A 16,677-nucleotide genomic window follows, 5' to 3' on the forward strand; every position below is an offset into this window, starting at 1 on the left:
AGCACCGCGTGGGGCGCTCAGGCCGCCAGCGCGGCCGGCGGCAGGCCCTGGCGGTCGCGCTCGGCCATGCGTTCGTACAGCGACTCCAGGTCGCGTGCGAAACGGGCGCCGTCGAACAGCGCGAAGCCCTGGCGGCCTTCGCTCAGGTGGCGGCGCATGGCCTGCAGCCGGGCCGGGTCGCGCATCAGGGCGACGGCGGTGTCCTCGTACTGCTGCACGCTGGTGCAGGCCAGCTCGGGCAGGCCCACGCTGTGCAGCAGGCTGCCGGCCACGCGGGAGGCGAAGCCCTCGCCCATCAGCGTGAGCACCGGCACGCCCATCCACAGCGCATCGCTGGCAGTGGTGTGCGCGCTGCAGGGCCAGTTGTCCAGCATGAAGTCCACCACCGGCAGGCGCGCCAGGTGGTGCTCGATGCCCACCCGCGGCGCGAAGCGGATGCGCTGCGGGTCCAGCCCGCGGGCGGCGGCCTCGCGCTCGATGTTGCGGATGGCCTGCTGGTTGTCCGCCAGCAGCCACAGGATGCTGCCCGGCACCGCCTGCAGGATGCGCACCCAGGCGTCGAAGGTCTCGGGCAGCAGCTTGAAGCTCTGGTTGAAGTTGCCGAGCACGATGCCTTCGCGCGGCAGGCCCCACTGCACCCGCTCGTGCGGGGCCGGGTGCGGGCGCTGGCTGTCGTTGGGCTGGTAGCAGCCCGGCATCTGCGCGATGTGCTCGGCATAGTGCGGCGCATGTTCCAGCGGCGTCACATGGCGGTCGCCGATGAAATAGTCGATGTAGCTGGCGCCCGAGGTGCCGGGAAAGCCGAGGAAGGAGACCTGGATCGGCGACGGCCGGTAGGCGAACACGCCCAGGCGGTTCTCGTAGGTCTGGCCCTTCAGGTCCACCAGCACGTCGATCTCGTCCTGGTGGATGCGGCGGGCCATCTCGGCCAGCGTCATCTCGCGCATGTCCACGAAGCGCTCGCAGGCAGCGCGCACCCGGTGCTGGGTGGCACTGCCGTCGTTGCGGCCGTGGGAATACAGCGTGACATGGAAGCGCGAGCGGTCGCGGGCCTCCAGCGCCTCCACCAGCAGCAGCGAGGTGGCATGGCTGTGGAAGTCGGCCGACACGTAGCCGATGCGCAGCGGCCGGCTGCCGGCGGCGGCCACGCGGCGGCGCGGCAGCGGCGTGGCGCCCAGGGCGCAGCGCTCGGCCACCTGGCGGGTGGCCTTGAGCATCAGCGCGGGCGGGATGTCCAGCGCGGCCAGCGCCCAGGCGGCACCTTCGCCGCGGGTGCTGGCGGGGTCGATCTCCATGGCTTCCAGCGCGCTGCGCATGCTGGCCATGTCGGCCTCCAGCTGTCCCCAGGCGCAGGCGAACTGCCGCAGGTGGATCACCATCACCTGCGCGGCGAAGCGGTCGGGCTGCAGCGTCACGGCGGTGAGGAAGCTCTCGGCGGCCTCCTCGAACATCTTCATTTCCTTGAGCGACAGGCCCAGCTTCATGTGGATGGCCGGGTCCTGCACGCACAGCACCATCGCTTCCAGGTAGATGGGCACCGCATCGGCATGGCGGCCCATCTCGGCCAGCGTGGTGGCATGGTTGCTGACGAACTGGTAGTGCTCGCGGGCCTTGCCCTGGCCGTGCTGCTCGAACAGCGCCAGCGCTTCCTTCCAGCGCGACTGCTTCATCAGGCCGGAGGTGAGCAGGTGCACCGCCTGCAGGTTGTCGGGCTCGATGGCCTGGGCCTGGCGCGCGGCTTCCACCAGGCCGTCGTAGTCACCCAGCTGCAGCCGGGCGCTGCCCAGCGCCAGCCACTGGTCCAGCCCGAAGCGCGGGTGCTTGACCATGGAGGCCAGCATCGATTCAGCCTCCTGCCAGGTGCGCGCGGTGCCGCGTACGGGTTCGGCGGCGGGCGGCTTGCGGAGATGGCGGGTCAGCATGAAAAGGCACCTGTGAAAAGCGGGTGCCGGGAATCTAGGCGCCTGGCAAATCCGCAATACCACGAACAGCCCCGCGCTTGCAGGTCATTTACACATGTTTGTGGCAACAGGGCTCAAGTCGGGAGAAACGGCTTCCGATAAGGCTTCCATCAACGCTGCACAACGGTGTTGAAGCCCCGGAAGACCCTCCCGGGCCGGCTAGAAGGAACAGCCGATCGGGAGGGTGTGGCGGGCACCGCCTGGCCTTCGGCCGCTGTCCAGCAAAGGGTTGTTGGATATCGGCAGGCAGCCGGCACGGCTGATGGAGGTCTCCTCCGCCAGACGAGGCAAATCCGGCGCCCGCGCCGGGATCTCATCATCATTAGGAGTGTGTCCCCATGGCCATGACCATCAATACCAACGTCGCCTCGATGACGGCTCAGCGCAACCTGAACGCATCGCAAGGCAGCCTTGCCACCTCGATGCAGCGCCTGTCCTCGGGTGTCCGGGTGAATTCCGCCAAGGACGATGCCGCCGGCCTGGCCATCGCCGAACGCATGAGCGCCCAGACCCGCGGCCTGAGCGTCGCCGCCCGCAATGCCAACGACGGCATCTCCCTGGCACAGACCGCTGAAGGCGCGCTGGGCAAGGTGGGCGACATGCTGCAGCGCATGCGTGAACTGGCCGTGCAGTCGGCCAACGCCACCAACAGCAGCACCGACCGCAAGGCGCTGCAGGCCGAAGTGGTGCAGCTGCGCGATGAAATCGACCGCGTCGCCAAGAACACCAGCTTCAACGGCAAGAAGCTGCTGGACGGCTCGTTCGCCGCCGGCTCCTTCCAGGTGGGTGCCAATTCGGGTGAAGTGATCACCATCGCCGCGATGACCGACGCCTCGGCCGACGGCCTGTCGAAGGTGGTGTACGGCGCCACCAGCCAGACCGGCATCTCGGCCGGCTCCATCACCACGCTGACCGAAGTCACCGGCGGCACGATGGCCGTGACCGTGAGCGGCGTGAACTACTCGATCGGCGACCTGTCGACCGCCCGCACCGGCGAAGAGCGCCTGGGCCAGGTGGTGGAAGCCATCAACCGCCTGACCTCGGACACCGGCGTCACCGCCTTCCTGGAGAAGGAAGCCGGCGGCACCTTCGCGGTCAAGCTGCGCTCGGAGCAGACGCTGTCGGACGGCTCGGCCGTGTCGGTGGCCCTGACCGGCTTCACCACCACGGGCACCGGCCTGACCACCGGCACCATCACCTCGGGCGCCGGCACCTCGGCCGCCGGCATCGACGAGCTGTCCATCGAGACCGCCGAAGACGCCTGGCTGGCGATGAAGCAGATCGACGACGCGCTGGTGCAGGTCAACAGCACCCGTGCCTCGCTGGGTGCGGTGCAGAGCCGGTTCGAGAACGCCGTGTCCAACATCCAGACGCAGGCGGAGAACACCTCGGCTGCCCGCGGCCGCATCGTGGACGCCGACTTCGCCTCGGAAACCGCCAACCTGTCGAAGGCGCAGATCCTGCAGCAGGCCGGCACCGCGATGGTCGCCCAGGCCAACCAGCTGCCGCAGCAGGTGCTGCAGCTCCTGGGCTGATCCAAAGCCCGCAGGCGGCCGCCGCGCCGCCTCGCCACGCCCCCCACAGCGCCCCGCCGGCCTCGCCGCGCGGGGCGCTGCTCATTTGGAAACTGAACCCCGTTTGCAGCGCTCTTCGTCCGTTTGTCACACCGGCCGCGGTTGAACAATGGGCACGTCCCACGGGGAATCGCGGCAGTCAAGCCGGCATCCCATCCCTGGGCCTACTTGGAGAGCCTGATGCCGCAGACCATCAACACCAACATCGCGTCGCTGAACGCACAGCGAAACCTCAACGCTTCGCAAAGCAGCCTCATGACCTCGATGCAACGGCTGTCGTCGGGCATCCGGGTCAACAGCGCCAAGGACGATGCCGCCGGACTGGCCATCGCCGAGCGCATGAACACGCAGGTGCGGGGCCTCAACGTGGCCGCCCGCAATGCGAACGACGGCATCTCGCTGGCGCAGACCGCGGAAGGCGCGCTGGGCAAGATCGGCGACATGCTGCAACGCATGCGTGAGCTGGCGGTGCAGTCGTCCAACGCGACCAACAGCACGAAGGACCGCACCGCGCTGCAGGCCGAGGTGTCGCAGCTGCGCGATGAAATCGATCGCGTGGCCAAGCAGACCGGCTTTAACGGCACCAAGCTGCTGGACGGCAGCTTCTCCGCCGCCACCTTCCAGGTGGGCGCCAATTCGGGCGAGGTCATCACCGTGGCCGCGCTGACCAATGCGTCGGCCACCGGCCTGTCGAAGGTGGTGTATGGCGAAACCAGCCAGGTGGGCGTGTCCGCCGGCGGCATCACCACGCTGTCGGCCGTGACCGACGGCTCGCTGGCCATCACCGTCAGTGGCGTGAACTTCTCGCTCAACGACCTGGCCGTCGCCCGCACCGGCGAGGAACGCCTGGGCCAGGTGGTGGAAGCCATCAACCGCCTGACGGCCGACACCGGCCTGACCGCCTTCCTCAAGCAGTCGTCGGCCGGCATCTTCGACGTGGAGCTGCGCTCGGACAAGCTGGACACCGCGGGCAGCGCGGTGGCCATCAGCCTGACCGGCTTCAGCGCCGCCACCACCGGCATTTCGGGCGGCAGTATCACCGCCGGTGCCGGCACCTCGTCGGCCGGCATCGACGACCTGACCATCGAGACGCCGGAAGACGCCTGGCTGGCGATGAAGCAGATCGACGACGCGCTGGTGCAGATCAACGGCGCGCGCGCCACGCTGGGCGCGGTGCAGAGCCGCTTCGAGAGCGCCGTGTCCAACATCCAGACGCAGTCGGAGAACACCTCCGCCGCCCGCGGCCGCATCATGGACGCGGACTTCGCGGCCGAGACGGCCAACCTGTCGAAGTCGCAGATCCTGCAGCAGGCCGGCACCGCGATGGTGGCCCAGGCCAACCAGCTGCCGCAGCAGGTGATGCAGCTGCTGCAAGGCTGACGCCCTGTCACATCCCCGGCTTCAAGTCCGCGCGGGGATGACCGAAGAGCAGAAGGCCGGCCAAGGCGCCGGCCCTCAGCCCTTGCGGGCACGCATTTGACAAGGGAACGGCATCATGGCGGTCACCTCCATCGGCATCGGCAGCGGGCTGGAAGTCGAAGAAATCATCAGCGGGCTGATGAAGATCGAGAAGAAGCCGCTGGAGCTTCTGGAGACGCGCGCCGAAGGCATCGACGCGAAGATCTCGGCCTTCGGCTCGCTCACCTCCAAGATGGAGGCCTTCCGCAGCGCCTCGGTGGCGCTGGCCGGCCTGGGCACCTGGAACGCGATGTCCGGCAGCTCCACCAGCGCCAGCACCGTGGGCGTGACGACCACCACCGGCGCCAGCGCCGGCAACTATGCGGTGGCGGTGCAGAAGCTGGCCACTGCGCAGTCGGTGAGCAGCAAGTCCTTCGCGGCCGCCACCTCCTTCGTGGGCGGCGGCACCATGAAGATCGAGCTGGGCAGCTGGAACACCGGCAACACCAGCTTCAGCCCCACCGCCGGCGCCAAGTCGCTGAGCGTGGAAGTGACCGGCGCCGACACCCTGACCACGCTGCGCGACAAGATCAATGCGCTGGGCAGCGGCGTCAATGCCTCCATCCTGAACGACGCCAGCGGCGCGCGGCTGGTGATCAATTCGCGCGAGACCGGCGAGCCCAACGGCTTCCGCATCACCACCACCGACAACGACGGCAGCGACACCGATGCCAACGGCCTGTCGGCGCTGGCCTTCGATCCGCCCAACGCGCCCACCTCCACCACGCTGCGCCAGAGCGGCGCCAATGCCGAGGCCACCATCAACGGCCTGCCCGTCACCTCGGCCAGCAACACGCTGGCCAACGTGGTGGAAGGCGTGAGCCTGACCCTGGGCGCGGTGACCAGCGCGCCGGTGAGCATCAGCGTGAGCGCCGATGCCGAGCGCATCAAGAAGGCGGTGACCGACTTCACCACCGCCTACAACGAGCTGAGCAAGCTGCTGTCCACGGAGACGCGCTACGACGACGCCACCAAGACCGCCGGCAACCTGCAGGGCGACAGCACGGCGGTGACGCTGCAGCGCCAGCTGCGCAACCTGGTGGGCGGCTCCTCGCCGGCCTCCTCGGTCTACCAGACGCTGTCGTCGGTGGGCATCTCGCTGCAGTCCGACGGCACGCTGGCAGTGGACGACACCCAGTTCAGCAAGGCCCTGGCCGCCAACCTGCCCGAGGTGCGCAAGCTGTTCACCACCACCGACCTGGCCAACAACAGCCGCAGCGGCATCGCCACGCAGCTGCGCAAGTTCAGCGACTCGGTGCTCAGCATCGAAGGCGCATTGACCAGCCGCACCGAAGGCCTGAACAAGAGCCTGGCCCGCAACCAGAGCGAGCAGGACAAGGCCGAGGCGCGCCTGGAAGACACCGAGCGCCGGCTGCGGGCGCAGTACAGCGCGCTGGACACCAAGATGGCCAGCCTGACCTCGCTGAACAACTACATCACGCAGCAGATCGCGGCCTGGAACAAGGACGCCTGAAGCCCTTGCAAGGTGCGAAGAGCAGGTGATTTCCGCCCCGGCCACGGTTCAAGTCACCGCTTTGCAACGCCGATAACAGGGCATCGCAGCAGCCAACGTCCAAGCCATCATGTACGCACCGCACGCCGCTTCGCCCTTCGGCCACTCGCATTCCGTCGCCAACATGTACCGCAAGGTGGGCGTGAACACGAGCGTCGAGGTGGCCGATCCGCATCGCCTCGTGGCCATGCTGTTCGACGGTTTCATGGACGCCGTGGACCAGGCCCGCGGTGCCATGCAGGGCGGCGACATCGAGCGCAAGGGGCGCGAGATCAGCCGCGCCGCCCGCATCGTGGACGAAGGCCTGAAAGGCTCGCTCAACCTGGAAGCCGGCGGTGCGCTGGCCTCCGACCTCAACGACCTCTACGCCTACGTCACGCTGCGGCTGACGCAGGCGAACCTGCGCAACGATGAACAGGCGCTCGAAGAATGCCGCCGCCTGATCGAACCTCTGCGCGACGCCTGGGCGTCGATCGCACCGCAGGCTTCCAACGCGGCCACGTCTGGACGATGACTCCCAATTTCTGCGATCGGCCGTACGCCGGAATGACCATGAATGACAAGCTGCTCGCCTACTACGAAGCCATCGAGCGCGCCAGCGCCGACATGCTCGAGGCTGCGCGGGCGGGCAACTGGGACCAGGTGCTCAAGCTCGAAGGCGCCTGCGTGCTGCTGATCTCGCAGCTCAAGCATGCGGCCCGCAGCGAGAAGCTGCCGCCCGAATCGATGCAGCTCAAGACCCGCATCATGCAGCGCATCCTGGTCAACGACGCCGAGATCCGCGTGCTGGCCGAGCCGTGGATCGAGGACCTGGACAACCTGATGTCCGGCCAGTCGCAGACCCTGCACTGAGCCCGCCAGCCGCGCCACCGCCATGTCCGAGATCACCCAGCCCGCACCGCTCGATGCCCTGTCCGGCGACGAGCGCGACAACTTCCGCGTCGGCTCGCCCGAGGAAGTGGCCGCCCTGCTGCGCGAGCTGCTGGACGAAGGCGCCACCGTGCACCTGAGCGCGCCCGATGGCAGCGCCTACACCACCGTGTGGACGGTGGATGCGGCGCAGCGCAAGATCAGCTTCAGCGCCGATGCCACCGACCCGCAGCTGCAGGCCCTGGTGGATGCCGGCGAGGCCACGGTGGTGGGCTACCTGGACAACGTCAAGCTGCAGTTCGACCTGCAGCAGCTGCTGCTGGTGCACGGTCACCGCGCCAGCGCGCTGCAGGCGCAGATCCCGGCGGAGCTGTTCCGCTTCCAGCGCCGCAGCAGCTTCCGCGTGCGGCCGGTGGCCCGCAACACGCCGGCCGCCTACCTGCGCCACCCCAGCCTGCCGGACATGCAGCTGTCGCTGCGGGTGCTGGACGTCAGCCTCACCGGCTGCGCCATCTTCCTGCCCGACGACGTGCCGCCGCTGCCCCCGGGCGTGCGGCTGCAGGGCGCGCGCATCGAGCTGGATGCCCACACGCGTTTCGAGGCCACGCTGCAGCTGCACCACGTCACTTCGCTGAATCCGCAGAGCGGCGGGCTGCGCCTGGGCTGCTCGATCACCGGGCTGGACGGCGAGGCGCAGCGCGCGCTGCAACGCTACATCGACCAGACCCAGAAGCGCCGCCGCCTGCTGGCGCTGGACTGACGGCCATGCCCACGGCCCTGCGCCGCCTGCGGCAGGACGGCCTCACGCTCATCGAGCTGCTGGTGGTGGCCGCCATCGTGGCGGTGTTCATGGCCGTGGGCCTGCCCTCCTACACCGACTTCAGCGCCCGCCAGCGCCTGGCCGGCGCCACCGAGCAGCTGGCGCTGGAGCTGCAGCAGGCCCGCTTCGATGCGGTGCTGGCCGGCCGCGCGATGTACGTCAACGTGCAGGGCGGTCCGCAATGGTGCTACGCGGTCAGCCATGAGCCCGGCTGCGACTGCCGCGCCGCCGCCTCGCCGGCGCCGGCGTGCGCGCTGCGCCGCATCGATGGCAGCGCCCATGTGCAGGTGCAGCTCACCGGCAGCCACGAGGCGGTGTTCGATGGCCGCCTGGGCCGCGCCGAGCCCGGCCTGGTGGCCGAACTGGCCCTGGGCAGCCGCAGCGCCGAGGTGCGGCTGGCGCCCTCGGGCCGCGCCCGCGCCTGCGGCCAGGGCGCCGAACTGCCCGGCCTGCCGCGCTGCTGAGGCGCGCTTCATGCAAGGCTGGGGAGCTCGCCCAGCGGCGACAATGTCGCCGCCGTGCTACAACCCCCCTTCCCTTAGCCGCACCTGCCCTTCCGGGGCCCCTTGCCATGCCTGCGCTGCAGATCTATTACGTCGAGGACAACGACGAGTTGCGCGAAACGATCGGGCTGCTGCTCGAAGCCGACGACCGTGTCGTCGAATCGTTCGCCACCGCGGAAGAGGCGCTGGCCGCCTTCGAGCGCCAGCCCTGCGACGTCGTCATCACCGACGTGAGCCTGCCCACCATGTCGGGCGTGGACCTGGCCCGCGCGGTGCTGGCCAAGGCGCCGGGCACCTGGGTGGTGCTGTCCTCCGGCTATGCGCTCACGCGCGGGCTGGAGACGCTGGGCGACACCGTGCGCTCGCTGCCCAAGCCCTTCGAGGTGGAAGAGATGGATTCGCTGCTGGCCGAGATCGCCGCAGCGGTGGCGGCCGGCAAGCCGGCCGCCTGACCTGCCTCAGGGCTTGGCCACCGTCACCCACTGCCATTCCAGCCAGTTGTCGGCGCGGTGCACCACGTTCACGTTGGGCCTCGCGGCCCACGGGATGAACTGCCGGTGCAGCGGAATGTGGCGCACCTGCTCGTTGTGGCGCAGGATGGTCTGCTTGATCAGCGCCTTGCGCTTGGCCGGGTCCTGCTCCTTGCTGGAAGCGGCCGCCAGCGCGTCCAGCTCGTCGTCGACGTAGTTGCCGCGGTTGTACTCGCCCACGCCCTTGGCGCCGCGGTTGCGGTAGATGGGGGTGAAGGTGGTCTCGGCATCGGTGATGGCGCCGCCCCAGCCGAACAGGTACATCGAGGTATCGAGCTTCTCCACCTTGTTGAAGAACAGCGACTTGGTCTGCGCGTTCACCCGCACCTTCACGCCGATGCGGGCCCACTGCAAGGCCAGCGTCACGGCGATGCGCTCGTCGTTCACGTAGCGGTCGTTCGGCGTGTCGAAGGTGATCTCGAAGCCGTCGGGATAGCCGGCCTCGGCCATCAGCTTCTTCGCCAGCTCCACGTCGTAGGGCAGGCGGCGCTCGATCTCGGGATCGTTGAAGGTGGCCAGCGGTGAAGGCACCAGCGCGCCGGTGGGCGCGGCCTGGCCGTTCATCAGCTTGGTCTTGATCGTCTCGATGTCGATGGCGTGGTACAGCGCCTTGCGCACCCGCACGTCCTTCAGCGGGTTCTTGCCCTTGACGCTGCTGTAGAGCAGCTCGTCGCGGCCCTGGTCCATGCCGATGAAGATGACGCGGTTCTCCGGCCCGTCGACGATCTTGACGCCCGGCGTGCGGCGCAGGCGCTCCACGTCGGTGGGGGGCGGGTCGAGCACGAAGTCCAGCTCGCCGGAGATCAGCGCCGCGGTGCGGGTGGCGCCGCTGGCGATGGGCGTGAACACCACCTCCTGCACGTTGCCCTCGATGCGGCCCCAGTAGTTCGGGTTGCGCTTGTAGACCGTCTTCACGCCCGGCGCGCGGCTCACCAGCATGAAGGGGCCGGTGCCGTTCATGTTGCGGGCGGCGAAGGCCTCTTCCTTGGCGGCGAAGTTCTGCGTGACGGTGGCGTTGTTCTGCTCCGCCCAGCCCTTGCTCATGATGTAGATGGTGTTGAGCTTCTGCAGGAAGATGGGCTCGAACTGCGGCGTGGTGAACTCCACCGTCAGGTCGTCGATCTTGCGCACCGTGCCCATGGCATTGGCATACACCGCGATCTGCGAGGTGGGCTGCTTGGCGCGCTCCACCGAGAACACCACGTCGTCGGCGGTGAAGGGCCGGCCGTCATGGAACTTGACGCCCGGCCGCAGCTTGAAGATCCACTTCAGCGGGCCGTCCTGGCGCCATTCGGTGGCCAGCTGCGGCACGATGTTGAGCTGCTTGTCGCGCGCCACCAGGAACTCATACACCTGCCCGTTGATGGCGTTGGTCAGCGACTCGTTCTGCGCATAGGGGTCCAGCGTCAGCGGATCGCCGGCAGAGGACCATCGCAGCGTCTGCGCCTGCAGCTGCAGGGGCAGCAGCATCGCCAGTGCAAGGCCGGCGGCTGCCGCGAGGGCCGCGGGCGTGCGCCCGCGGCCAGTACGCGAGAGGATTGGCATCATCGTGTAGCTCCTGTGGGTTGTGAGCGAGGGGCAGTCTAGGGCGGCTGCATCCTCGGCCCGCGAGGAACTTCATGCGTTGGCTGCAGACCCCGAACGTGCTACCGCTTGGGCTGCGGTGAACTGCGCAGCCGGCCGTACTGCTTGCAAAGTTCGTGCAATGCCTGGCCGTGCTCCGGCCGCACCTGACTCCATTCGAAGCGCCAGGCCCAGGCGCCGTCGCCCACGCCGGGCACGTTCATGCGGGCCTCGGCACCCAGGCCCAGCACGTCCTGCATCGGGAAGATGGCGGTGTCGGCCACCGAGGCGGCGGCGGTGCGCAGCATGGCCGGCAGGATGTGGGCGCTGTCGGTGGCCAGGTAGCTGCGGGCATGGTGGCGCTCGGCCTCGCCGGCCTCGTGCCACCAGCCCAGCGTGGTGTTGTTGTCGTGCGTGCCGGTGTACACCACGCTGTCGGGCGTGTGGTTGTGCGGCAGGTAGGTGTTGTCGCTGCCGCCGCCGAAGGCGAACTGCAGGATCAGCATGCCCGGGAACTTGAAGCGTTGGCGCAGTTCCACCACGTCCGGCGTGATGACGCCCAGGTCCTCGGCCACGATGGGCAGCGGCCCCAGCGCGGCGGCCACCGCATCGAACAGCGCGGCGCCCGGGCCCGGCTTCCACTGGCCATTGATGGCGGTGGGCTCGTCGGCCGGGATCTCCCAGTAGCCGGCGAAGCCGCGGAAATGGTCGATGCGCACCAGGTCGGTCATCTCGAAGATGCGGCGGATGCGCTCGGTCCACCAGGCATAGCCCTCGGCCGCATGCGCGCTCCAGCGGTACAGCGGGTTGCCCCAGCGCTGCCCGGTCTCGCTGAAGAAGTCCGGCGGCACGCCGGCCACCGCGGTGGGGCGGCCGCCGTCGTCCAGCTCGAACAGCTCCTGCCGCGCCCACACCTCGGCGCTCTGGTGGGCGATGAAGATGGGCGCGTCGCCCATGATCTGCACGCCGCGCTGGTTGGCATAGGCCCGCAGCGCCTTCCACTGGCGGAAGAAGCTCCACTGGCAGAACTCGTAGAAGCCGATGCGCTCGGCATGCTGCCGGCGGGCTTGCTCCAGCGCCGCCGGCTCGCGGCGGCGCAGCGGCGCGGGCCAGTCGGTCCAGTCGATGAAGCCGTGGTGCTCCCACAGCGTCATGAACAGCGAATAGTCGGCCAGCCAGCTGGCATGGCTGGCCCGGAACTGCTGGTACGCCGCGGCATGGGCGCCGGGCGCGGCCGCGAAGTGGCGCGCCGCACGGGCCAGCCGCGCCATGCGGTAGGGCACCAGCGCCTCGAAGTCGATGCGGCGGGCGTCGAACACCGCCTCCGGCGCCAGGTCGGCCTCGGTCAGCCAGCCGTGCTGGCGCAGCTCGTCCAGGTCGATCAGCAGCAGGTTGCCGGCGAAGGCGCTGCTGCTCATGTAGGGCGAGTTGCCGGGACCGATGCCGCCCAGCGGCAGGATCTGCCACAGCGACTGGCCGGCACCGTGCAGCCAGTCGACGAAGTGGCGGGCGGCGGGGCCCAGGTCGCCGCTGCCATGCGGGCCGGGCAGCGAGGTGGGGTGGAGCAGGACGCCGGAAAGTCGGGGAAGGCGCATCGTGGGCAGCTTGAGCGGGGTTTAGGGGGCGGGGGTGGCGGCCAGCAGCACCAGGCTGCGGCCGCGCACGCGCAGCGGCGACGCTGCCGGCGCAGGGGCAGGCTGCGTGCCCGTGGCCGTCTCGGCCGTGTCCAGCAGCCGCTGCCAGCCCGCCGGCGCCTCGGGCAGCACGAAGGCGGTGTCGTCCGCATCGGCATTGACCAGCAGCAGCAGCGGTGCCTGCGCCCGGCCCGGCTGGCCGATCCAGGCGCCCAGCGCACGGGCGTCGCCGTCGTGCCACTGGGCCGCACCCAGCGGCCGGCCGTCGGCACCGAACCAGGCCAGGTCGGGCTGGCCCTCGGCATCGGGAAAGCCGCTGTACCAGCGCTCGCCCAGCGGCAGCAGCGTGCGGCGCAGGCCGATCAGCCGGGCGGTGAAGTCGATCAGCGCTTCGTCGGCGGCGGCCCAGTCGATCCAGGTGATGGCGTTGTCCTGGCAGTAGGGATTGTTGTTCCCGTCCTGGGTGTGGCCCAGTTCGTCGCCGGCGGCGATCATCGGCGTGCCCTGGGCCAGCAGCACCGTGGCCAGCAGCGCCCGCGCCAGGCGGGCGCGGCGTTCCTGCACGGCGGCATCGTCGGTCTCGCCCTCCTGGCCGCAGTTCCAGCCCAGGTTGTGGCCGTGGCCGTCGCGGTTGTCCTCGCCATTGGCCTGGTTGCGGCGCTGCTCGTAGGTGAGCAGGTCGCGCAGGGTGAAGCCGTCGTGCGAGACCACGTAGTTCACGCCCTCGCCCGGCGCGCGGCCACGCTGGTGGAACAGGTCGGCCGAGCCGGCCAGCCGTCGCGCGAAATCGCCCCGGTGCGCCGGATGGCCCAGCCAGAAGGCGCGCATGGTGTCGCGGAACTTGTCGTTCCACTCCAGCCAGCCGGCCGGGAACTGGCCCAGCTGGTAGCCGCCGAGGCCGATGTCCCAGGGCTCGGCGATCAGCTTGACGCCCTGCAGCAGCGGGTCTTGCCGCAAGGCCATGAAAAACGCGCCGTCGCGGTCGAAGCCGTGGTTTCCGCGGCCCAGCACCGGCGCCAGGTCGAAGCGGAAGCCGTCGACGTGCATCTCGCCCACCCACCAGCGCAGGCTGTCCATCACCAGCTGCAGCACACGCGGCTGGCGGATGTCCAGCGTGTTGCCGCAGCCGGTGTCGTTCTCGTAGAGCGCGCGGCTCTCGTGGCGCAGCCGGTACCAGCCGGCGTTGTCCAGCCCGCGGAAGCTGATGGTGGGGCCGTGCTCGTCGGTCTCGGCGCTGTGGTTGAACACCACGTCCAGGATGACCTCGATGCCTTCGGCATGCAGCCGGCGCACCATCTGGCGGAACTCGGTGCGCGCGTCGGGCGTGGCCGCGTACGAGGGCTCGGGGGCGAAGAAGCCGATGGTGTTGTAGCCCCAGTAGTTGCTCAGGCCCATCGCCACCAGCCGCTCTTCGTCGATGTGCTGGTGCACCGGCAGCAGGCTCACGGCGCTGACGCCCAGGCGCTTGAGGTGGGCCACCGCCGCGTCGCTGGCCAGGCCGGCATAGGTGCCGCGCTGTTCCGCAGGCACGCCCGGATGCTGGCGGGTGAAGCCCTTGACATGCAGCTCGTACAGCACGGTGTCGGCCAGCGGCGTGAGCAGCCGGCGGTCGCCCTGCCAGTCGAAGCCGTCGTCGGCCGGCAGCACGCGGGCCTTCAATGCGAAGGTGGCGTTGTCGCGTGGGTCGGCGCCCACGTTCTCCTGGCGCCACTGGTGGCGGCCGACGATCTCGCGCGCCCAGGGGTCCAGCAGCAGCTTGAGGTCGTTGAAGCGCTGGCCGGCCGCCGGCTGCCAGGGCCCGTGGGCACGGTAGCCGTACACCAGGCCGGCCGCCGCGCCGGGCAGGAAGCCGTGCCACACGTCGCCGGTGCGCGCCGGCAGTGGCAGCCGCTGCAGCTCCACCTGGCCGGCATCGTCGAACAGGCACAGCAGCATCGCCTCCGCATGCGCCGAAGGCACCGCGAAGTTCACGCCGCCGGCCTCGGCCGTGGCGCCCAGCGGCCAGGGCCGGCCGGGCTGCAGCCGGCCCTCGGTGGGTGCGGCCATCACGGTGCCAGCGTGAGGAACACGGTGGCCAGCGGCGGCAGGGTCAGCAGCACCGAATGCTCGCGGCCATGCCAGGCCACCGGCTCCGACGCGGCCGCACCGAAGGGCGTGCCCACGTTGCTGCCGCCATAGGCCGCGGCGTCGGTGTTGAGCACCTCGCGGTAATGGCCGGCCTGGGGCACGCCCAGGCGCCAGCCTTCATGCACGGTGGGCGTGAAGTTGCACACCACCACGATGAAGCCGCCATCGGCGTCGCGCCGCACGAAACTCAGCACCGAATGCTGGGCGTCCTGGTGGTCCAGCCACTCGAAGCCGTCGCCGGTGAAGTCGCGCTGGTGCAGCGCGGGCGTGGTGGCGTACAGCCGGTTCAGGTCGCGCACCAGGCTCTGCACGCCGCGGTGCATCGGGTCGTCCAGCAGGTGCCAGTCCAGGCTGGACTCGTGGTTCCACTCGCGTTGTTGGCCGAACTCGCAGCCCATGAACAGCAGCTTCTTGCCCGGGTGGCCGAACATGAAGCCGTAGTACGAGCGCAGGTTGGCGAACTGCTGCCAGCGGTCGCCCGGCATGCGCGCCAGGATGGAGCCCTTGCCGTGCACCACCTCGTCGTGCGAGAGCGGCAGCACGAAGTTCTCGTTGAAGGCATACACCAGGCTGAAGGTCACCTCGCCATGGTGGTACTTGCGGTACAGCGGATCACGGCCGAAGTAGTGCAGCGTGTCGTGCATCCAGCCCATGTTCCACTTGTAGTGGAAGCCCAGGCCGCCGGCATACACCGGCCGCGACACCGCCGGGAAGGCGGTCGATTCCTCGGCGATGGTCACGCCCTGCGGCCGCTCCACGCCCACCACCTCGTTCAGCCGCTTGAGGAAGCCGATGGCCTCGAGGTTCTCGCGGCCGCCGAATTCGTTGGGCACCCACTCGCCGTGCTTGCGGCTGTAGTCGCGGTAGAGCATGGAAGCCACCGCATCCACCCGCAGGCCGTCGACGTTGTGCCGCTCCAGCCAGTACAGCGCATTGCCCACCAGGAAATTGCGCACCTCGGCGCGGCCGAAGTTGTAGATCAGCGTGTTCCAGTCCTGGTGGAAGCCTTCGCGCGGATCGGCATGCTCGTAGAGGTGGGTGCCATCGAACTGCGCCAGGCCGTGCGCATCGCTCGGGAAGTGCGCGGGCACCCAGTCGACGATGACGCCCAGGCCCAGCCCATGGGCGCGGGCCACGAAGCGGTCGAAGCCGCCCGGACCTTCGCCCGGCGCATCGAAGCGCGCGGTGGGCGCATACAGGCCCACCGGCTGGTAGCCCCAGGAGCCGTCGAACGGATGCTCGCTGACCGGCAGCAGCTCCAGGTGGGTAAAGCCCATGTCCTGCGCATAGGGCAGCAGCTGGTCGGCCAGCTCGTCCCAGGTGAGCCAGCGGTTGCCTTCCTCGGGCCGGCGCTTCCACGAGCCCAGGTGCACCTCGTAGATGCTCACCGGCGCATCCAGCGCATTGGCCAGCTGGCGCTGGGCCGAGGGTGGCTGCACCGGCGGCATCGGCGCCACCACGCTGGCGGTGGCCGGCCGCAACTCGGCCGCGCGGGCATAGGGGTCGGCCTTCTGCGGCAGCAGGTGGCCATGGCGGTCGACCAGCTCGAACTTGTAGCGGGCGCCGGCCTGCACCCCGGGCAGGAACAGCTCCCACACGCCGCACTCGGCGCGCAGGCGCATCGGGTGGGCGCTGCCGTTCCAGTGGTTGAAGTCGCCCACCACGCTCACGCGCTGGGCATTGGGCGCCCACACGCTGAAGGCCGTGCCTTCCACGCCCAGCAGCGTGCGCGGCAGCGCGCCCAGCACCTCGAAGGGCCGCAGGTGCGTGCCCTCGGCCAGCAGCCAGACGTCGGTGTCGCCCAGCAGCAGCGGGAAGCGGTACGGATCGTCGACGACCGACTGCACGCCGCCATGCCACTGCACCTGGAAGCGGTAGTCGGTGGGCAGGCTGGCGAACTGGCCTTCGAAGAAGCCGTCGGCCAGCCGCGGCGCCAGCACGCCGACCGACTGGCCGCTGGCCGCGTCCAGCACCGCCACCGCCTGCGCGCCAGGCAGCCAGGCCCGCATCCACACCCGCGGTTGCGGGCCGCTGGTGTCCTCATGCCGGCCGAGCACGGCAAAAGGGTCTCCGTGGCGGCCACTGCGCAGCCGCTCGATATCGTTGTCTGTGAGCATGGTCGTG

Annotated in this window: 13 protein-coding genes; 8 read left to right on the plus strand and 5 right to left on the minus strand. The window is 69.6% G+C overall.

The window, feature by feature from the left end; all coding sequences use genetic code 11:
• Window positions 1-17: 17 nt before the first annotated feature.
• On the minus strand, window positions 18-1,922 hold the full coding sequence (locus tag LRS14_RS24530; RefSeq protein ID WP_257801472.1) for a hypothetical protein: 1,905 nt from the start codon (window positions 1,920-1,922) through the stop codon (window positions 18-20).
• Window positions 1,923-2,299: 377 nt separating this feature from the next.
• Here LRS14_RS24530 and LRS14_RS24535 point away from each other — a divergent pair, with 377 nt between their 5' ends.
• The 8 genes from LRS14_RS24535 (at window position 2,300) to LRS14_RS24570 (ending at window position 9,151) form a co-directional block, all read left to right on the plus strand.
• Window positions 2,300-3,496, plus strand: a complete 1,197-nt coding sequence (locus LRS14_RS24535) for a flagellin (RefSeq protein WP_046115055.1) — start codon at window positions 2,300-2,302, stop codon at window positions 3,494-3,496.
• Between the two features lie 219 nt (window positions 3,497-3,715).
• Complete coding sequence (locus LRS14_RS24540; RefSeq protein ID WP_046115054.1) at window positions 3,716-4,915, plus strand: flagellin; 1,200 nt, start codon at window positions 3,716-3,718, stop codon at window positions 4,913-4,915.
• 115 nt (window positions 4,916-5,030) lie between these two features.
• Window positions 5,031-6,467 carry a flagellar filament capping protein FliD gene (gene fliD, locus LRS14_RS24545; protein WP_046115053.1) on the plus strand — a complete coding sequence of 479 codons (1,437 nt, stop codon included), beginning with the start codon at window positions 5,031-5,033 and terminating at the stop codon, window positions 6,465-6,467.
• A gap of 109 nt (window positions 6,468-6,576) precedes the next feature.
• Complete coding sequence (gene fliS / locus LRS14_RS24550; RefSeq protein ID WP_046115052.1) at window positions 6,577-7,020, plus strand: flagellar export chaperone FliS; 444 nt, start codon at window positions 6,577-6,579, stop codon at window positions 7,018-7,020.
• A gap of 38 nt (window positions 7,021-7,058) precedes the next feature.
• Window positions 7,059-7,358, plus strand: a complete 300-nt coding sequence (locus tag LRS14_RS24555) for a flagellar protein FliT (RefSeq protein WP_046115099.1) — start codon at window positions 7,059-7,061, stop codon at window positions 7,356-7,358.
• 22 nt (window positions 7,359-7,380) lie between these two features.
• The gene (locus LRS14_RS24560; protein ID WP_257801473.1) at window positions 7,381-8,136 is read left to right on the plus strand and encodes a flagellar brake protein; all 756 of its coding nucleotides are present in this window, start codon (window positions 7,381-7,383) and stop codon (window positions 8,134-8,136) included.
• 5 nt (window positions 8,137-8,141) lie between these two features.
• The gene (locus tag LRS14_RS24565) at window positions 8,142-8,660 is read left to right on the plus strand and encodes a GspH/FimT family pseudopilin (RefSeq protein WP_046115050.1); all 519 of its coding nucleotides are present in this window, start codon (window positions 8,142-8,144) and stop codon (window positions 8,658-8,660) included.
• 107 nt (window positions 8,661-8,767) lie between these two features.
• A complete protein-coding gene (locus LRS14_RS24570; protein WP_310733668.1) occupies window positions 8,768-9,151 on the plus strand; it encodes a response regulator in 384 nt (127 codons plus the stop codon).
• Window positions 9,152-9,157: 6 nt separating this feature from the next.
• Here LRS14_RS24570 and LRS14_RS24575 read toward each other — a convergent pair whose 3' ends face one another.
• The 4 genes from LRS14_RS24575 to glgB all read right to left on the minus strand — a co-directional run bounded on the left by LRS14_RS24575 (window position 9,158) and on the right by glgB (window position 16,670).
• Window positions 9,158-10,777, minus strand: coding sequence for an ABC transporter substrate-binding protein (locus LRS14_RS24575; RefSeq protein WP_404977612.1), 1,620 nt, complete (start codon window positions 10,775-10,777; stop codon window positions 9,158-9,160).
• 98 nt (window positions 10,778-10,875) lie between these two features.
• Window positions 10,876-12,387, minus strand: coding sequence for a 4-alpha-glucanotransferase (gene malQ, locus LRS14_RS24580; protein WP_257801474.1), 1,512 nt, complete (start codon window positions 12,385-12,387; stop codon window positions 10,876-10,878).
• 21 nt (window positions 12,388-12,408) lie between these two features.
• Window positions 12,409-14,472, minus strand: coding sequence for a glycogen debranching protein GlgX (gene glgX, locus LRS14_RS24585; RefSeq protein ID WP_257801475.1), 2,064 nt, complete (start codon window positions 14,470-14,472; stop codon window positions 12,409-12,411).
• Window positions 14,472-16,670: a 1,4-alpha-glucan branching protein GlgB gene (glgB, locus tag LRS14_RS24590; protein ID WP_257801476.1), complete on the minus strand. Its 2,199-nt coding sequence runs from the start codon at window positions 16,668-16,670 to the stop codon at window positions 14,472-14,474. Before glgB ends, glgX begins: the two co-directional genes overlap by 1 nt.
• Window positions 16,671-16,677: the final 7 nt, after the last annotated feature.

It is taken from the genome of Aquincola sp. J276 (assembly GCF_024700035.1).
GTDB classification, from domain to species: Bacteria; Pseudomonadota; Gammaproteobacteria; order Burkholderiales; family Burkholderiaceae_C; genus Aquincola; species Aquincola tertiaricarbonis.